A 15,685-nucleotide genomic window follows, 5' to 3' on the forward strand; every position below is an offset into this window, starting at 1 on the left:
CCCATACCAAAGAGGGGGTATGAAGAAGCTCTTCATCGTGCTGGTACTGGTGGCCGCGGCTTGTGGCAACGCCGAACCGGTCGTCCAATCCAGCCCCGAGTTAGATGAGACTCCGGTGACGGCACCGGTACCTGCCCTAGAATCGGTGCCCACACCGCCGCCTACGCTGGCATCCGAATTCGAGGAGTCATTCTCCGACCTCCTAGCGCAAACAGTGGAAGGGGTCACTCCAGAGGAGGCAGAGGCCATGGCCGCTTGCTCAGCGGCCCACAAGCGGGCGGACTCGCAAGCGGGCATTGTCCTCAATTTGATACAGCTGGTAGTGGCCGACATCAGGGCTGCTGGGCTTGAGCCCTCGGGGCCAGGCTGGGACCAGTACACCGAGTCATTTTTGGAGGCTGTTGAACTGGCCGAAGCCGAAGAGCGGGCGTGGAACGAGGACCCCGAGCACCTATTGATCGGTTTGCTCCACCGCCAGAATCAGGCCTTGGCCCGATCCATGGCCGGGATGGCCATATGGTCTGCTGGGGCGGCTGACGCGATCGAGGACACTGAGCAATCGATGAGCGGAAATAGGCTGGCACTGCTGGCCGAGCAGTCGGCAATCCTGGCCCAACAGTTGTCGCCCTGTCTCTCTTAGGCCGCGAAGGGTTAGCTCTAAAACTGGCGGAGGTTGCTGACAGTCGGGGTCGGTTGTCGCGCATGATCTTGCGCTTCTGCTGCTTCAGCTTGATACGAATCAACAGGTCAATGTGTGCATAGTTGCGCCGCAGCCTTAGGGGCGGACTTCGATGAATCCGGCTGCGGCGAAGTCGCCGTCGAATGCCAGGGCCTCCGTTAGCCGCTCACGTCGCATGATCTCGAAGCTGACCGCGTCCACATAGGAGTAGGCCCGCTCGTCGTGTCGGCGCAGCCATTCCCAAGCCCGCTCGTCGATCTGTGCATCCATCGGGGCTCGGGAAACACGGCCTGATTGGTTGATGGTGTCCAGGAATCGAACAGCCGTGCGGTGATCGGCCCGGTACCTCAGCAAAGTCCACGTCTCACCGAGCACCAGGTTGGAGGTGCGAACAGGTTCGCTGTCCCTAGTCCATAGCGCGGTGGCATCTGGGTGGCGTCGGTCGCGGGGAAGCAGCAAACCAACCCAGAACGAAGTGTCTGCGAACCTCACTGTAGATAGATGGCCGCGTCGATGTCGTCGATGGGGTCAATGTCCACTGACCCGATCAAAGCGTCGATTGGATCAGGATCCACGGTGAGTTTGTGTTCTAGGGACTGGCGCACGGCCATCCTGACAAGTTCGGAGCGGGACCGTCCGGATCGCGCTGCCTCCGCAGTGAGGGCGTGGTCTAGATCGTCATCCATATATAGCTGTATACGCCGCACAATATGAATATACACCATACGTCAAGTCTTCGGGCATTCTGCTGGAAGAACGGGGAAGAAAAAGAAAATGGTGAAGATAGTGAAAACAGTGAAGAAAAAGAACGAAAGGTGCTCGGTGGCGTCAGCTCACCAAGCGGAGGCCGTTGTCGCGCATGATTTTGCGCTGGTCTTCGGCGGGGAGGGTTGCCAGTTGGTGGAGGAAGTCGGCGGGTTGGGGGAGGCCTTCGGCGTGGGGCCAGTCGGAGCCGAGCACGATGGAGTCGGCACCCATGTCCCGCACGATGGCGGCCACGTCGTCTTCTGGATAGGGGGTGACCAGCACGTGCTGGGCGAAGATCTCGGGGGGACGGGCCGGGAGGCGGCCGCCGATCCACGGGCCGTTGCGGCCCATGCCCCGCATCTTGTTCATGAGCCGCACCAGGTAAGGAGCCCATTCGGCGCCGTTCTCCACTGATACCGCGGTGATGCTGGGGAACCGGCCGAAGAAGTTCTCGAACACCAGGGCAGACAGCGTCTCCATGATGGGGCGGTCGCCGTAGCAGTTGGTCCACTGCCAGGCTGACATGGTGAAGTTCGACGGGTTGGGCTCGTAGCCCCAATAAGGGGAGACCATCTCGTTGTAGCCCGACTCGGTGAGGTGGAAGGCCACCGAGCCGCCCGCTTCGTTCAGCCGGGCCCAGAACGGGTCGAAGTACGGGTCGGATGGTGAGCGCCCGTACTGAGGGCCGGGACGCAGGGCGATCACCTTGGCCCCCTCGCTCAGCACCCACTCCAACTCGGCCACCGCGGCGTCGAGATCCCACAGCGACAGCATGGGCGGGGCGTAGATGCGGTTCTGGTAGGCGAAGCCCCAGTCGTCTTGGATCCAGCGGTTGAAGGCGTGGAAGTTGGCGTAGCACTGCTCGGGGGAAGTCATGAAGTGCTCCACGGTGACCCCCACCGACGGGAACATCAGACAGGCCTCCACGTTCTGGGCGTCCATAACATCGAGGCGCAGGTCGCGGTCCAGGTACTCGGGGCGCACCGGTTCGAAGATGGAGAACTCCTCGGCCTCTCCCGTCTTCTTCATGCGGCGCAGCTTCTCTTTGAGCGAGCCGGGCTTGCCCACGTTGTCGTACAGATCGTGGCCAGGCAGGAAGGTGAGCGGCTGCTCGCCGATCATGATCCACTCTTTGCCGTCGTCGCGGATTTCCTGGTGTACGGCCTGATCTCGGAATGCGGGCTCGATATAGCGGGTGAAGGAGTCCCGGGGCTCGAAACAGTGGTTGTCGGCGTCCACCAGCCGGTAGTCGAGCGCGGTCATGGCTACGAGGGTACCCCCCTGATCTGAGGGGGAACCAGAGGGGAGGGGTTCAGCGGGCCTGCCGACCGGCCCGCAGGGCGGCCCGCTGCAAGTGGGCGGCCTCGGCCAGAGCGGCCCGCAGCCGGCGGCGGGTATCGGCATCGTCGGTGGTGGCCATGGTGAGTTCGGCCAGCTCCAATAGACGACGATTCTCGGCTAGGGGGTCGTCATGTTCGGGATCGCTGTCTTCGTGGTCGATGGCCAGGGCCTCGGCCAAGATCTCGTTTTCCCGGCAGAGGGCATCGAGCAGGTAGGGCCAGGCACCGCCGATGCGCTCCAGCATCTGGGCCACGCGCTGGGCATGGAACCGGTCGACATCATCGCCTTGGGCGTTTTGGGTGGCCACCGGGTCGGCCGCCGCCTTCAACAGCGCTCCCATCACCTCATAGAACACGGCTCGCTCCGGTCATCGGGGCACATCTTTCCAGGCGAGGCCCTTGTAGGGGTCGGGTTCGCGGGGCAGGCCCAAGGCCCGTTCGCCCACGATGTTGCGCTGCACCTCGGTGGTGCCCCCGGCGATGGTCTCGGCTCGGCTGTGCAAGAAGTTGAGCACCACGTAGTCGGCGATGTGGCCTTCCTCCCAGGCCATGGCGGGCGATCCCAGCAGGTCGACACCGGTGGTCTGCACCCGCTGGTTGAGCTGGCTGTACATGAGCTTGCCCACCGATGCCTCCGGTCCCGGCGGACGACCCGCTCGCAGCGTGTCGCGCACCCGGGCGTTGGTCCAGCGCACGATCTGCTCGTCGGTCCACAGCCGCATGAGCCGCTGGCGCACCACCCGGTCTCTCCACTGGCCCGACTCCTTGGCCCGCTCGATGAGGCGCTCGGTTCCCGAGCCGATCCGGCTCTGGCCGCCCGACCCCGGCCCCGACACCGCCAGCCGCTCACCGCTCAACGTGGCGTTGGCCAGCCGCCATCCGTCGTTGACCTCGCCCAGCACGTCGCGGTCGGGCACCCGGGCACCGTCGATGAACGTCTCGGCGAAGTCCTCCTCACCGCTGATGGTGCGCAGCGGGCGCACGTCGAGGCCGGGCTGGCGCATGTTCAACAGGAAGTAGGTGATGCCAGCCCTCTTGGGGGCGTCGGGGTCGGTGCGGGCCAGACAGATGGCGTAGTGGGCGACCATTGCCTGGGTGGACCACACCTTCTGGCCGGTGAGCACCCACTCGTCGCCGTCGTGCACCGCCCGGGTGGCCAGCGAGGCCAGGTCGGAGCCGGCGCCGGGTTCGCTGAAGAACTGGCACCAGATCTGCTCGGCGGTGACGATGGGCGGGATGAGCCGGGCCTTCTGTTCGTCGGTGCCGAAGGTCAAGATGGTGGGGCCGGCCAGGGTGAGGCCCAGCTGGTTGCGGCGCACCAGGTTGTAAGGGGCCAGTCGGGTCTCAATGGCCCGCGACACCCGATTGCCCACCCCGAGGCCGCCGAATTGGCGGGGCCAGGTGGGGGCCACCAGACCGCTGTGGGCGAACTGCGGATACCAGGCGTCGTAATCGGCCGGCGTGCGGATCTTGTGCAGGGCGGCTCGGCCGCCGGTGCGGGCCGCCTCTTGCCATACGGCAGGCACCGTTTGGGCCACCCACTCGTCCACGATCTTCTCGGCCTCGTCGACGGCGGTGTCTCGATCGATGGGCAGCAGGTCGAACGCGCTCATGGGTTGGCTCAGGTAGCGGTGGCCCGATCGACCAGCACTCGGCGCAGCACCTTGCCCACCTCGCTGCGGGGCAATGCTTCGAGGGTCTCGAAGGCCACCGGCACCTTGTAGGGGGCTAAGTGCTGGCGGCACAACCCCTCCAGGTCGTCGGGATTGGGAGTGGTGCCGGCTTCGACGGATACCACGAAGGCATAGGGCACCTCTCCCAACCGGTGGTCGGGCACTCCCACCACGGCAACGTCGGACACCGACTCCGACAGCAGCAGCACCTCCTCCACTTCGGCGGGGAACACCTTCAGCCCGCCCCGGTTGATCATGTCCGACTCCCTGCCCTCGATCCACAGGAATCCGTCTTCGTCGAGGCGGGCGATGTCGCCGGTGCGGAAAAAACCCTCGCCGTCGAGCCGGTCGCCCAGCCGCCCCTCCGGGTCCAAGGACGCGGTGTAGGCCGTGCGCACCCACAGCACGCCGGATTGCTCCCGGCCTTCGTTGTCACTGTCGTCGATACGGTGACTGGTGTCGTCGGTCTCGCTGTCAGAGACGTCGGCATCGCTCCTTGAAAACTTAATCTCAACCCCCTGGTAGGGCCGCCCCACGGCCCCTAGCTTCTCGGGGTGCTCCCGGAAGTCTCGGGCGGTCCAGCCGACGATTTCCCCGCCGACCTCGGTCTGGCCGTACCCGTTGAGCACCATGACCCCGAACCGCTGGTAGAAGCGGCGGGCCTGCAGCGGCGACAGCGGAGCGGTAATAGAGCGGACGATTTTCAGCGGATCGAGGCTCTCGATGCCGGGCTCGTCGTTCAGCATGGTGATGGCGGCCGGGGGAATCACCGTGGAGGCGATCTGGTATTGGCCCACCAGACGGGCGTACTCCAGGGCGTCGAACCGGGGCATGAGCAGCGCGGGGCTGCCGGTGCGGACCGCGAAGATCACGTTGTAGATCCCGGCCCACAGCGAGGTGGACACCGGGATGACGTGGGGCATCTCCGGGCGCTTAGTGAGCTGCCTGCCTTTGCGCACTGTGGAGATGATGGTGTCCATAAGCCGGATCACCGCGCTGGACTGAAGTTCGATGGGCTTGGGCCGACCGGTGGTGCCCGAGGTGAACGACACAATGGCGATGCCCGGATCGTGGGAGGCCGATCCGGTGTCCCGGCGCTGGGCCACTGACCAACCCAGCTTGCCGTCGGCTGCGATGCAGGTGATTGGGGCCGTCACCCGGGCGAGCTGGTCGGGCGAGCCGATCACCGCGGCAGGGTTCACGTCGTCGAGGATGTAGGCGATCTCGCTATCGGACAGTCGGGGGTTCACCGGCACGTAAACCCCGTCGGCTGCCCAAGTGCCGAAGAAGGCGGCCACCACATCGGCGCTGGGCGGCAGCAAACAGGCCACCGGGGTGCGAGGTTCCACTCCGGCGTCGCCCAGGATGGCGGCCATCCGCTGGGCCGCGTCCACCAGGTCGAAATAGCTGGTGATCTCGTCTCCTTCGGGGCGGGCGACGATCACACCAGGAGTGTCGGGTCCTGCGGCCAGCTCGGGCTCCAGCAGGAGCGAGGCGAAGCTCATAGCGCTCCGACGATAACCCACCTCGAAGCGGCAATGACCAGAGCCGTTACCCTGTGGTGTCATGCGCATGGACCACCTCATCCACGTCAACATCTGCGTGAGCGACCTCGACCGTTCCCTGGAGTTCTATCGGGACCTGCTCGGCGGGGTGGTGGTGGACGAGTCGGCCAAAGACCGCAGTGAGTTCATGGAGAGCCAGGGGGAGACCGGCGACACCGGCCACCGGGCTGCCTTTTTGGCCTTCGGCGACAACCTGCGCGGCCCCTACATCGACCTGTTGGAGTGGACCACTCCCGATCCAGGGCGGCCGCTCACCTGGAAGAGCATCGGCATCCCCCGCATCGCGGTGGGGGTGGACGATGTGGATGGGTTCTATGAGCGCCTGTCGGCCGCCGGAGTCGACATATTGGGCCCGCCCGGGACACTGAAGGTGGGCCGGTCGTCGATCCGGGCGTTCGCGGTGCGCGATCCCGACGGCGTTTTGATCGAGTTCGTCACCCGACAGTGACGGCACTTACCACCGAGCAAACCGCAGCCCTGGCCGACTGGTTCGGCCGCGGGGTGGCGGGGGTGGAGGCCCGCACCGGAGGACTCTCGTGGGATGTGTTCACCGTGGACCTCGACGACGGCGAGCGGGTGGTGGTCAAGCGGGCACCCTCCTACGGCACCATCGACCCTTACGACGTGCACAAGGAGGTGGCCGTGCATCGGGCCGCCGCCACCGCTGGGATCCCAGTGCCCGAACTCTGGGGGGCGTGCGACGATCCGGCGCTGATTGGGGAGCCGTTCTTCGCCATGGCCCATGTAGACGCCGACTTCCCCCACATTGCCCAGTTGGACGACTGGCCCGTGTGGCAAACCGAGACTGGCCGACGCCGGGCGGCCGAACAGGTCGTTGATGTCATGGGCAAGCTCCATTGCCTCGACTGGGTGGCGGCCGGGCTGCCGGAATTGGTGACCGGCCCTCCGGGGGTCGCTGGCGCTGAGCTGATGGTCGGGCTCATCAACCGGTGGATGGGCAATGTGGAGCGCGACGTGTACCCGGCGTTCGCGCCGCTGCCCATCCTGCGAGACGCCGCCCGGTTCCTGCTTGACCACGCCGCCGAGATGCCCGATGCCCCACCGGTGCTCAGCCACGGCGACTACCGCATCGGCAACCTGGCCTTTCGAGGCGACGAGTTGGTGGCGGTGCTCGACTGGGAGCGGGCTGCGGTGGGGCCGCCGCTGCTGGACCTGGGCTTTTTCTGCCACCCGCTCTCCCGTCGCCGCCAACCCGAGCTGATGGGCATGTTGGTCACATGGGACGAGTTGGCCGCTCTGTACACCGCGGCCACCGGCACCGAGCCCGACCCCAAGTGGGTGCACTACTGCATCATCTACTGGATATTCGTGGAGTCGGCGGTGGTGCCCCGGGGCCTAGCGCTGACCGTGGAGGGCAAGATGCGCTCATGGCCCGCGTTCAGCCAGATCCCCCTCAATACTGAGAATCTGGCCCAGCACCTGGATGCCTGGGAGGCGGGCGACACCAGTTGGATCGAGCAGGTCCTGTAGGTCAGCAGGCCCCGGTCCTGTCTCGGCCTACTGCTGCTCCTGTTTGGCGGCCATTTCGGCCTCGTGGCGCTCCCGGGCCTCTTGGCCAGCCGCCGCGGCCCGGCCTAGGAACTCCTCCCGGTTGGCCGCGGTCCAGGCGTGGGAGCTGGTGCGCCGACGGATCGAACCCTGATATCGGGGGGCCACCTCCTCGATCAACAGCTCGAAGGAGCGTTTTGTGGCTTGCGGGTTGGCCCAGTCGTTGCCGAACACCAACAGCGCGCCGAACCCGCCCGACTGCTCCCACAGACGGTCGACCAAAGCAGCCGCGTCGTCGGGGGTGCCGATCACCGCGAAGCCGCCGTCCACCATGGCTCGGACGAATTCGTCTCGATCGTCGGTGTCGGGGGCACCGGGCAGGGCCACCACCTCCCGGAAATAACGCACCCAGGGCTCGATGCCGTGCTCGACGTCTCTGAAGGCCTGCTCGGTGGTCTCGGCAATATGGACTGGCGCCACGATGCGCCACTTGGAGCGGTCGGCGGTGTGGCCGTGCTCTTGGGCCTTCAAGTTCCAGATGTCCCAGTGGGTGCTCAGTGCCTCGAACCCTGCATCGGTGGTGGCGCTCATCGACAGCACCGCCCCGCCGAATTGACCGGCGCTGCGGGGGCCATTGGGCGAAACCGTGGTGGCCATGCAGATGTCGAACAGCGGGTCGGAGTACGGGGAGAGCTGCAAGCGGGCCTCGCGGAGCTTGAACCAATGGGTCTCCATGGTGAGGGGATCGTCGGAGCGCAGCAGATGGCAGATGGCTTCCATGGCCTGTTCCATCCGGGGCCGGGTCTCTTTGGGGTCCATGCCCATCATGTAGGCGTCCGACGGCAGGGCGCCGGGGCCAACCCCGAACATCACCCGTCCCTTGGTGAGGTGGTCGAGCAGCACCATGCGCTCGGCCACTTGGAAGGGGGTGTGGTAGGGCACCGACACCACGCCGGTGCCCAGCTTGATGCGGCTGGTCCGCTGGGAGGCCGCGGCGATCATAAGGTCGGGTGAGGTGATGATCTCCCAGCCGCCGGAGTGGTGCTCGCCGAACCAGTACTCGTCGAAACCCAGGTGGTCGAGCCACTCGCACAGGTCCAAGTCCCGTTGGAGCTGCAGCGTCGGATTCCTCCAGTGGGCGTGGAAGGGCGCTTGGAACAAGCCGAACCGCAGTCCTCCATGCATGAGGCGAGAGGATAACGTGCCCACCGATGGCGACACCTATGGAGGCCTCTGCTCAGGCTGACTACGACGCCGCTCTGGCTGCCGATCTGATCGCCAACACTCAGCTGTCCACCTGGGAGATGCTGTGGCGCACGGCCCAGCGGGTGCCCGACAACGATGCCTTCATCACCGGGGATGTCCACATCAGCTATCGGGATCTGGCCAGCCGGTCGCTGCGGTCCGCCGCTGCTTTGGCCGAGATGGGGGTGGGCCACGGCAGCCGGGTGGCGTTTCTGTTCCATCCCAATCCCGACTGGGCAGTGCTGCACTATGGGTTGGCCCGGCTGGGCGCCATCGGGGTGCCCATCAACACGTCATACATGGCCGCCGAGTTGGAACACCTATTCACCCTGGCCCAGCCCGACCTGCTGATTACCGTGGACCGGTTCCGAGACGTGGATATGGCGGAGAGGCTGTCGCCGGTGGCCGCCCAGTTCGGTTGTATTGCCGAGACGGTGGTGCTGCCGCTGGACGACGACGGGTGGGTGGACCCGTCGGCGGAGCGAGATCGGGTGTACGGCCCTGATGGAGGAGTCGAACTGGAGCCGGCAAGTGAAGTGAGAGGGGACAACCCGGCCTACATCATCTTCACCTCGGGCTCCACCGCCGCTCCCAAGCCGGCGCTGATCGCCCACCGGGGCATGGTGGGGGCGGCCACCGGCTTGCAGCACGCTCTGGGGTTGGTGCCCGAAGACCGGTTCGTGGCCTCCAACCCGGTGTTCCACACCGGGGGCATCGTGTGGAACCTGACCATGCCCCATTTGGTGGGCATGACCTCGTGTCTGGTGGGGGTGTATGAGACCGGAAAGGTGCTGCGGGAGATGGAGCGGTCGAAGATCACCGTGATGGGGGCGTTCGACACCAAGCTCACCATGATGCGCAACGCCCCCGAGTACCGCACGGTGGACCGCAGTTCGGTGCGCAAGTGCAACGTGGGGGCCACCGGCAGCTTTCTGCGCAGCGTGTTGCCCGATTGGAACTGGGAGACGGTGGCCCAGGTGTACGGCTCTACCGAGTCGGGCGGGCTGGGGTCGATCACTCCCCGGTGCGAGACCGATCCCAAGGTGCGCTACGACGCCAACGGCCGGCCCATGCCGGGCATGGAGTTCGTGATCAAAGACCCCGAGACCGGCCAGCGCTGTGCCCCTGAAGAGCCCGGAGAGATCTGCTTTCGGGGTTGGGGCACGTTCATCGAGTATGTGGGGATGCCCGAGGCCACGGCTGAGGCCTTCGACGACGAGGGGTTCTTCCACTCCGGTGACTACGGCTTCATGGACGAGGCTGGAAACCTGTACTTCCGGGGCCGCTACAAGCTGATGATCAAGACCGGCGGGGAGAACGTGTCGGAGCGCGAGGTGGAGATCTTCTGCGAGGACAATCTGGAGGCGGTGAAGTTCGCCATCGTGGTAGGGGTGCCCGACCCGCTGTGGGGCGAGGCGGTGGTGGCATTCGTGGAGTTGCACGACGGAGCCGAAGAGACCTCCGACGACCTAATGGAAGCGTGCCGAGGCCAGATCGCCAACTTCAAGATCCCCAAGCGGTTCTTCGTGGTGGAAGAGAAGGACTGGCCCCTGCTGGATTCCGGTCGGCCTGATCGCCACGAACTGCGGGCTCGGGCCGCGGCCCTAATGGGGACTGAAGGCGAGACGCGTTTACGCTTTGGGGGTGGAACCTGAGGGGCTCAGCCGGGCTGAGTTGATCGAAGCATCGGGCTTGGCCGCGGAGCAAGTGGACTTGGCCATCGATGCCGGGCTGTTGATCCCCGACCACCACGGTCGGTTCAAAGAGGATGCGGTCACGATGCTGGAAGCCGGTGCCGCCCTCGTTGCCGTCGGGGTTAGCGTGCCCGATCTGGCCGCGCTGGCGGTTCGCCACGCCCGCAACGTGGAGGCGGTGGTGGATGAGGCGGTGGACCTGTTCTTGGATGCCATGGGCACCAACGAATTGACCAGCAAGGACCTGGAGAATCTGACTCCGCTAGTGGAGGCGCTAGTGCCCCAGGTGGTGGCCCTGGTGGGCGAGCACTTCCGCCGCACCCTGCTCAGCAGAGCGGCAGTCCGGTTGGCGGAGCGGGTGAAATGACCCCTCTCGAGGAATTCGCCTCGTGGTCCGGCGACGACCGGGTGTATTGGCGGGCGCCGGGCGCCGACGCGATAGCCGGGTTGGGAGCGGCGCGGTCTGTTGAGGTAGATGGCCGTTGGCGGTTTGAGGCCGCCGCGGCGGCCTCTGCTGAGTTGCTAGCCGAGGGGGAGGTCGCCTTTGCTGGCTTCGGTTTTGCCGATCGGTCGGGAACAGGGGCATGGGACGGATACCCGAGCGGGCGGTTGGTGGTACCGGAGCGGGTTGTTCGGGGGTCGGCACAAGGGGCAGGCCGCACAGACGACGGCAACGCATTGCGGGTTGAAGATGGAACTCGGGCCACCTATCGGGATGCGGTGAAGCAGGCTGCCGACGCCATCGATGCCGGGGAGCTGGCCAAGGTGGTGGTGGCCCGAGAGGTGGAGGCGGTGGGCAGCATCGACCCCGCGGTGGTACTGGCTCGGCTGTCAACCCGTTTCGAGTCGTGTGCGGTGTTTGGTTTCGGCCGGGGGACGTCGTGCTTTGTAGGCGCCAGCCCCGAGGTTCTAGCGGAACTCAACGGCGATGTGGTTACTACCTACGCAGTGGCAGGCACCGCTCCTCGAGGGGCCACACCGGACGACGATGCCGCAATTGCGGAGCGGTTGGCCACCGATCCCAAAGAGCAGGCCGAGCACCACTACGTGGTGGAGTACCTCCGCACCCGTCTAGCCCTGGCCGGCGTGGCGCTAGATCCCACTGGCGATACCGAAGTTCGGACTCTGCCTGGCATACACCACCTGGCCACAACGGTAAGCGGGCGGATCGCCCCTGAGCCTGGCATGGCGCTGCGGCTGGCGGGCGCCTTGCACCCCACACCGGCGGTGGGGGGTACGCCGACCACGTTCGCCCAGCAGTGGATCGCCGAGCACGAGGGGCTTGAACGAGGGTGGTACGCCGGGCCGGTGGGCTGGATCGACCACCGGGGCTGCGGGGCGTTTTACGTTGCCTTGAGGTCGGCGCTTATCGGCCCCAGCGGGATGCGCCTGTGTGCAGGAGCGGGCATTGTGGCTGGATCCGACCCCGAGCAGGAATTGGTCGAAACCGACGTCAAGCTGGCCGCGGTGCTGGATGTGGTCACATGACCGACCTGGCCTACCGGGCCACGGGGCGGTTCTGGGCTGAGTTGGCGGCCTGCGGGGTGACCGATGTGGTGGTGTCGCCCGGGTCTCGGTCCGCTCCACTGGCGGTGTCGGCTCGCAACCAGGAAGGACTGCGGGTCACGGTGCAGCTCGACGAGCGGGTGGCCGGGTTCTGTGCCCTGGGAATGGCCAAGGCGTCGGGGCGTCCGGTGGCGCTGGTGTGCACGTCGGGCACCGCGGCGGCCAACTACCTCCCGGCGGTGGTGGAGGCCCACCACAGCGGGGTGCCGCTGGTGGTGTGTACCGCCGACCGACCGCCCGAGCTGCGTGATGCAGGAGCGGGCCAGACCATCGACCAGCTGAAGCTGTACGGGGACCACGTCCGCTGGTTCGCTGAGATGCCCTGCGACGTCGACGAGCCCGACTACTTCGCTCGCGTGGCCGTGCGGGCGGCCACCATGGCCAGTGCCGGACCCGACCCCGGGCCGGTGCACCTGAACTGGCCGTTCCGCAAGCCGCTGGAACCCCAAGGTCCGGTTCACCGGTTTGAGTCGACCGTGGGTCGGCCGATCGAGCCGGTTCGTCCTCTCTTGGAGGCCGATGTGGATGCCGTAGGCCGACTGGCCGGCCGTCGGGGGCTCATTGTGGCTGGAGCACTGGACGCGGGCAACGCCGACGCCGAAGCCATCGTCGGCTTCGCCGAGGCGTCGGGCTGGCCGGTGGTGGCCGATGCCGGATCGCAACTCCGGGGCCGGAGTCCACTGGTGTTGGACGGCGCGGAGTGGGTGCTGGGCGATGCCGGGCTGTCGCCCGATGTCTTGGTGCGCATCGGTGGTCCGCCCAGCAACCGGATGGTCATCGACTTCGTGGAGGCGTGTGGAGCGGTTGATCGGCTGTTGGTGGATCCCCGTCGCCGATGGGAGGACCCTTCGTCTGGGTGGACCGCCGCGCTGGCCTCCGATCCGGCGACCCTGCTGGGAGCCGCCGCCGATTGGATGACTTCGACTGACGATGCCTGGGCCGTGGCCTGGGTGGAAGCGGCCTCTGATGCGTGGGACCGGGTTGAGACAGTTTTGAACGGCGCTGATCTGCTGGAGCCGTTGCTGGCGGCCACTCTGCTGCGGTCGCTGCCTCCGGAAGTGCCGCTGTATGCATCGAGCAGCATGCCGGTTCGGGACGCGACCTCGTTCTGGCCTCCCGATGCGCTGCCCCGCCGGGTGCTGGTCAACCGGGGGGCCAACGGCATCGACGGTGTGGTGTCGTCGGCTCTGGGGGCAGCCCTCGCCCTCGACCAGCCGGTGGCCGCGTTGGTCGGCGATGTTGCGCTGCTGCACGACATTGGAGGACTGTTGGCCGCATCCCTTTCGGACGCCGACCTCACCGTGGTGGTGCCCAACAACGACGGTGGCGGAATCTTCTCGCTGCTGCCGGTGGCCGAGGGCGGCTCCGACGTCCACTTCGGAGAGCTGTTCCACACGCCCCATGGGGTCGGTCTCGGCAGACTGGCCGCGGGATTGGGCGTCAACTATCACCGGACCGGGCAGGCTGATGACCTGATCGAAACAGTGAACAAGGCCACGGGAGTGACGGTGGTTGAAGTCCCCGTCGACCACGGGACAGCCATGAGGCAGCGCAAACAGCTAGCTGATCTGGCCGAATGAACCAGACAGCCACCGTGGTCCTGCACGGCTTTACCGGCTCGGCCACGGCTATGGCTCCGCTCACCAGCCGTTTGCCCGAGCCGGTATTGGCGCTCGATCTCCCCGGCCACGGTTCGGGGCCGGTCTCCGACGATCCCACCGACTACACCATGGCCGCCGCGGTAAATGGCGTGATTTCGGCCACTGCTCACCTGGAGCGATTCGCCCTGGTGGGTTATTCGATGGGCGGAAGGGTCGCGTTGCACGTGGCGTTGGCCCATCCCGACCGAGTCGCTGCCTTGGTCCTGATTGGCGCCCGAGCCGGGATTGACGATCCTGTTGAGCGGGCCGAGCGCATAGCCGCCGATGAGGAGCTGGCCGACCGGATCGAATCAGAGGGCATCGAGTGGTTCGCCGGCTACTGGGCCGACCGTCCCCTCTTCGCCACCCAGCGGGTCCGCCTATCGGCCAAACAGCAGGCCGATCTGCAAGCCCAGCGACGGTCGTGCGATCCCCGAGGCTTGGCCCACAGCCTGAGGGGTATGGGAGCCGGAGCGGCCGACCCCATCGGTTGTCGCTTGTCAGAGATGTCGATGCCCTGCGCCCTCATCGCTGGCTCGGACGACGCCAAGTTCGCAGCCATCGCCCACCAAATGGCGGCGGTCATGCCCCGAGCAACCGTCACCCTGATTCCTGACTCTGGCCATGCCCCTCACCTGGAAGCCCCCGACGCCACCGCAGCCGCGGTGATCCAATGCGTGTCGAGCTGAGCGAGGTCTCGCTCAAGCTGCGCCTTCCGGTGATGACCGGCCTGGGATCCATCACCAAAAGAGATGGCATTCTGATTCAGATCTCCGATGGCGGCTTCAGCAGCTGCGGAGAAGCCATGCCCCTGCCTGGATGGCCCGGTGCTGATCTGTCGGCCACACGGGAGGCACTAGAAGAGTGGGCGACTGATCCCGATCCCGGAAACCTGCCCTCTGAGCGATTTGCCCACGGTGCGGTCGAGTTGGCTTTGCTGGATATGGAAGCCAAGCGCACCGGTCGGACCCAGGCTGAAGTGCTGGCAGACGGTGGTCCGGTGGTCGACTCGGTGGAGTTGAACGCGCTGGTCAGTGACACCCACGCCGCAGCTGCTGCGGAAGCTGACGGCTACCGCGCAGTAAAGCTGAAGGTGGGAGCATCTGATCTGGATGAGGATGTGGCCTCGGTAGAAGCGGTACGCGGCGCTATCGGTACCGACACTCGACTGCGCCTCGATGCCAATGGGGCCTGGCCCGTGGACCGAGCCGTCGCTGCTTTGACTCAGCTTGAGCAGTACGACATCGAGTACGTCGAAGAGCCAACGTCCGGACTCGAAGCCCTGGCTCAGGTGGCTGAGCAATCCCCGATCCCAGTGGCGGTGGACGACAGTTTGGGCTCGGCGGTGGCTCAGCTCCCTGAAACAATCTCCGTGGTGGTGGTCAAGCCCATGGCCTTGGGCGGCCCCCGCACTGCCTACGCCACTGCCTGCCGCTGGATCAATCAGGGCCGCAAAGTCATCGTCACCAACTACCTCGACTCCGCCATCGGCCAACACGCCGCCTTGAGCGTCGCCGCCGCCCTCCCCAACCCCCTACAAGTCCATGGTGCAATCACGCCCGCCCTATTCGACCGTGATTTCGCCGACCTACCGACGATTGCCGGCGGCCGCTGCCTCATCCCAGCTCGCAGTCCTGCTGTAGCCGAGAAGGGCCTCTAAGGCTCGTAAACGACGGTGTCGGTGTTGGCGTCGATGATGATGCGGTTGTCGAGTGGTTGGTCGAGGGAGATGGAGGCGGTCTGCTGGAGGCCGGAGCGTTCGCACTCGTCAGTGGTCACCAGGGCGTAGATGGTGACCTTGATCTGGGTGATGCCGTAATCGACTTCGGAGTCGCTGAACTCCTCGCACTCGGTGCCCCAGTAGCGGACGGTGAGGGTGCGGTCGTCGTCGGCCACCTCCACGTTGTTGATGATGCGGATCTCGCGGGGCGGCCCTTGGGGGAGCTCCCTGGTCTTGGTAGTGCAGCCGGCAGCGAGCAGCACCACCGCCAGCAATAGAGCAACCCGCCGAAAGCTCACGACTCTTC

17 protein-coding genes are annotated in these 15,685 nt (G+C 66.1%); 9 read left to right on the forward strand and 8 right to left on the reverse strand.

What is annotated here, in order from left to right:
* Positions 1–19: 19 nt before the first annotated feature.
* Positions 20–640, forward strand: a complete 621-nt coding sequence (locus ACOGJC_RS11500; RefSeq protein ID WP_419845133.1) for a hypothetical protein — start codon at positions 20–22, stop codon at positions 638–640.
* 135 nt (positions 641–775) lie between these two features.
* Here ACOGJC_RS11500 and ACOGJC_RS11505 read toward each other — a convergent pair whose 3' ends face one another.
* The 6 genes from ACOGJC_RS11505 to ACOGJC_RS11530 form a co-directional block, all read right to left on the reverse strand.
* On the reverse strand, positions 776–1,171 hold the full coding sequence (locus ACOGJC_RS11505) for a type II toxin-antitoxin system VapC family toxin (protein WP_419845134.1): 396 nt from the start codon (positions 1,169–1,171) through the stop codon (positions 776–778).
* Positions 1,168–1,404 (reverse strand): CopG family transcriptional regulator, encoded by a 237-nt coding sequence (locus ACOGJC_RS11510; protein ID WP_419845135.1) that lies wholly within the window; start codon positions 1,402–1,404, stop codon positions 1,168–1,170. Before ACOGJC_RS11510 ends, ACOGJC_RS11505 begins: the two co-directional genes overlap by 4 nt.
* A gap of 103 nt (positions 1,405–1,507) precedes the next feature.
* Complete coding sequence (locus ACOGJC_RS11515) at positions 1,508–2,689, reverse strand: amidohydrolase family protein (RefSeq protein ID WP_419845136.1); 1,182 nt, start codon at positions 2,687–2,689, stop codon at positions 1,508–1,510.
* A gap of 49 nt (positions 2,690–2,738) precedes the next feature.
* Positions 2,739–3,122: a hypothetical protein gene (locus ACOGJC_RS11520; RefSeq protein WP_419845137.1), complete on the reverse strand. Its 384-nt coding sequence runs from the start codon at positions 3,120–3,122 to the stop codon at positions 2,739–2,741.
* 12 nt (positions 3,123–3,134) lie between these two features.
* Positions 3,135–4,379 (reverse strand): acyl-CoA dehydrogenase family protein, encoded by a 1,245-nt coding sequence (locus ACOGJC_RS11525; RefSeq protein ID WP_419845138.1) that lies wholly within the window; start codon positions 4,377–4,379, stop codon positions 3,135–3,137.
* Between the two features lie 8 nt (positions 4,380–4,387).
* Positions 4,388–5,944: a class I adenylate-forming enzyme family protein gene (locus ACOGJC_RS11530; RefSeq protein WP_419845139.1), complete on the reverse strand. Its 1,557-nt coding sequence runs from the start codon at positions 5,942–5,944 to the stop codon at positions 4,388–4,390.
* A 61-nt stretch (positions 5,945–6,005) separates the two neighbouring features.
* Here ACOGJC_RS11530 and ACOGJC_RS11535 point away from each other — a divergent pair, with 61 nt between their 5' ends.
* Together ACOGJC_RS11535 and ACOGJC_RS11540 are read left to right on the forward strand one after the other, a co-directional pair.
* A complete protein-coding gene (locus ACOGJC_RS11535; RefSeq protein ID WP_419845140.1) occupies positions 6,006–6,452 on the forward strand; it encodes a VOC family protein in 447 nt (148 codons plus the stop codon).
* Positions 6,449–7,495, forward strand: a complete 1,047-nt coding sequence (locus ACOGJC_RS11540; RefSeq protein WP_419845141.1) for a phosphotransferase family protein — start codon at positions 6,449–6,451, stop codon at positions 7,493–7,495. Before ACOGJC_RS11535 ends, ACOGJC_RS11540 begins: the two co-directional genes overlap by 4 nt.
* 27 nt (positions 7,496–7,522) lie before the next feature.
* On the opposite strand, the gene ACOGJC_RS11545 is transcribed toward ACOGJC_RS11540, so the two are convergent.
* Positions 7,523–8,722, reverse strand: coding sequence for an LLM class flavin-dependent oxidoreductase (locus tag ACOGJC_RS11545; RefSeq protein ID WP_419845142.1), 1,200 nt, complete (start codon positions 8,720–8,722; stop codon positions 7,523–7,525).
* 2 nt (positions 8,723–8,724) lie between these two features.
* On the opposite strand from ACOGJC_RS11545, the gene ACOGJC_RS11550 reads away from it, so the two are divergent.
* From ACOGJC_RS11550 to ACOGJC_RS11575, 6 genes are read left to right on the forward strand one after another with little or no spacing between them, the layout of a single operon-like run.
* Entirely contained in the window at positions 8,725–10,413 is a 1,689-nt protein-coding gene (locus ACOGJC_RS11550) for a class I adenylate-forming enzyme family protein (protein ID WP_419845143.1), read from the forward strand.
* Complete coding sequence (locus tag ACOGJC_RS11555) at positions 10,403–10,819, forward strand: hypothetical protein (protein WP_419845144.1); 417 nt, start codon at positions 10,403–10,405, stop codon at positions 10,817–10,819. Before ACOGJC_RS11550 ends, ACOGJC_RS11555 begins: the two co-directional genes overlap by 11 nt.
* A complete protein-coding gene (locus tag ACOGJC_RS11560) occupies positions 10,816–11,940 on the forward strand; it encodes an isochorismate synthase (RefSeq protein ID WP_419845145.1) in 1,125 nt (374 codons plus the stop codon). Before ACOGJC_RS11555 ends, ACOGJC_RS11560 begins: the two co-directional genes overlap by 4 nt.
* The gene (menD, locus tag ACOGJC_RS11565; RefSeq protein WP_419845146.1) at positions 11,937–13,598 is read left to right on the forward strand and encodes a 2-succinyl-5-enolpyruvyl-6-hydroxy-3-cyclohexene-1-carboxylic-acid synthase; all 1,662 of its coding nucleotides are present in this window, start codon (positions 11,937–11,939) and stop codon (positions 13,596–13,598) included. Before ACOGJC_RS11560 ends, menD begins: the two co-directional genes overlap by 4 nt.
* Positions 13,595–14,347, forward strand: coding sequence for a 2-succinyl-6-hydroxy-2,4-cyclohexadiene-1-carboxylate synthase (gene menH, locus ACOGJC_RS11570; RefSeq protein ID WP_419845147.1), 753 nt, complete (start codon positions 13,595–13,597; stop codon positions 14,345–14,347). Before menD ends, menH begins: the two co-directional genes overlap by 4 nt.
* Complete coding sequence (locus tag ACOGJC_RS11575) at positions 14,332–15,318, forward strand: mandelate racemase/muconate lactonizing enzyme family protein (protein WP_419845148.1); 987 nt, start codon at positions 14,332–14,334, stop codon at positions 15,316–15,318. Before menH ends, ACOGJC_RS11575 begins: the two co-directional genes overlap by 16 nt.
* Here ACOGJC_RS11575 and ACOGJC_RS11580 read toward each other — a convergent pair.
* The gene (locus tag ACOGJC_RS11580) at positions 15,315–15,677 is read right to left on the reverse strand and encodes a hypothetical protein (RefSeq protein WP_419845149.1); all 363 of its coding nucleotides are present in this window, start codon (positions 15,675–15,677) and stop codon (positions 15,315–15,317) included. The genes ACOGJC_RS11575 and ACOGJC_RS11580 overlap by 4 nt on opposite strands.
* Between the last annotated feature and the right edge of the window lie 8 nt (positions 15,678–15,685).

It is taken from the genome of Candidatus Poriferisocius sp., from assembly GCF_965204015.1.
GTDB lineage: Bacteria > Actinomycetota > Acidimicrobiia > Acidimicrobiales > Bin134 > Poriferisocius.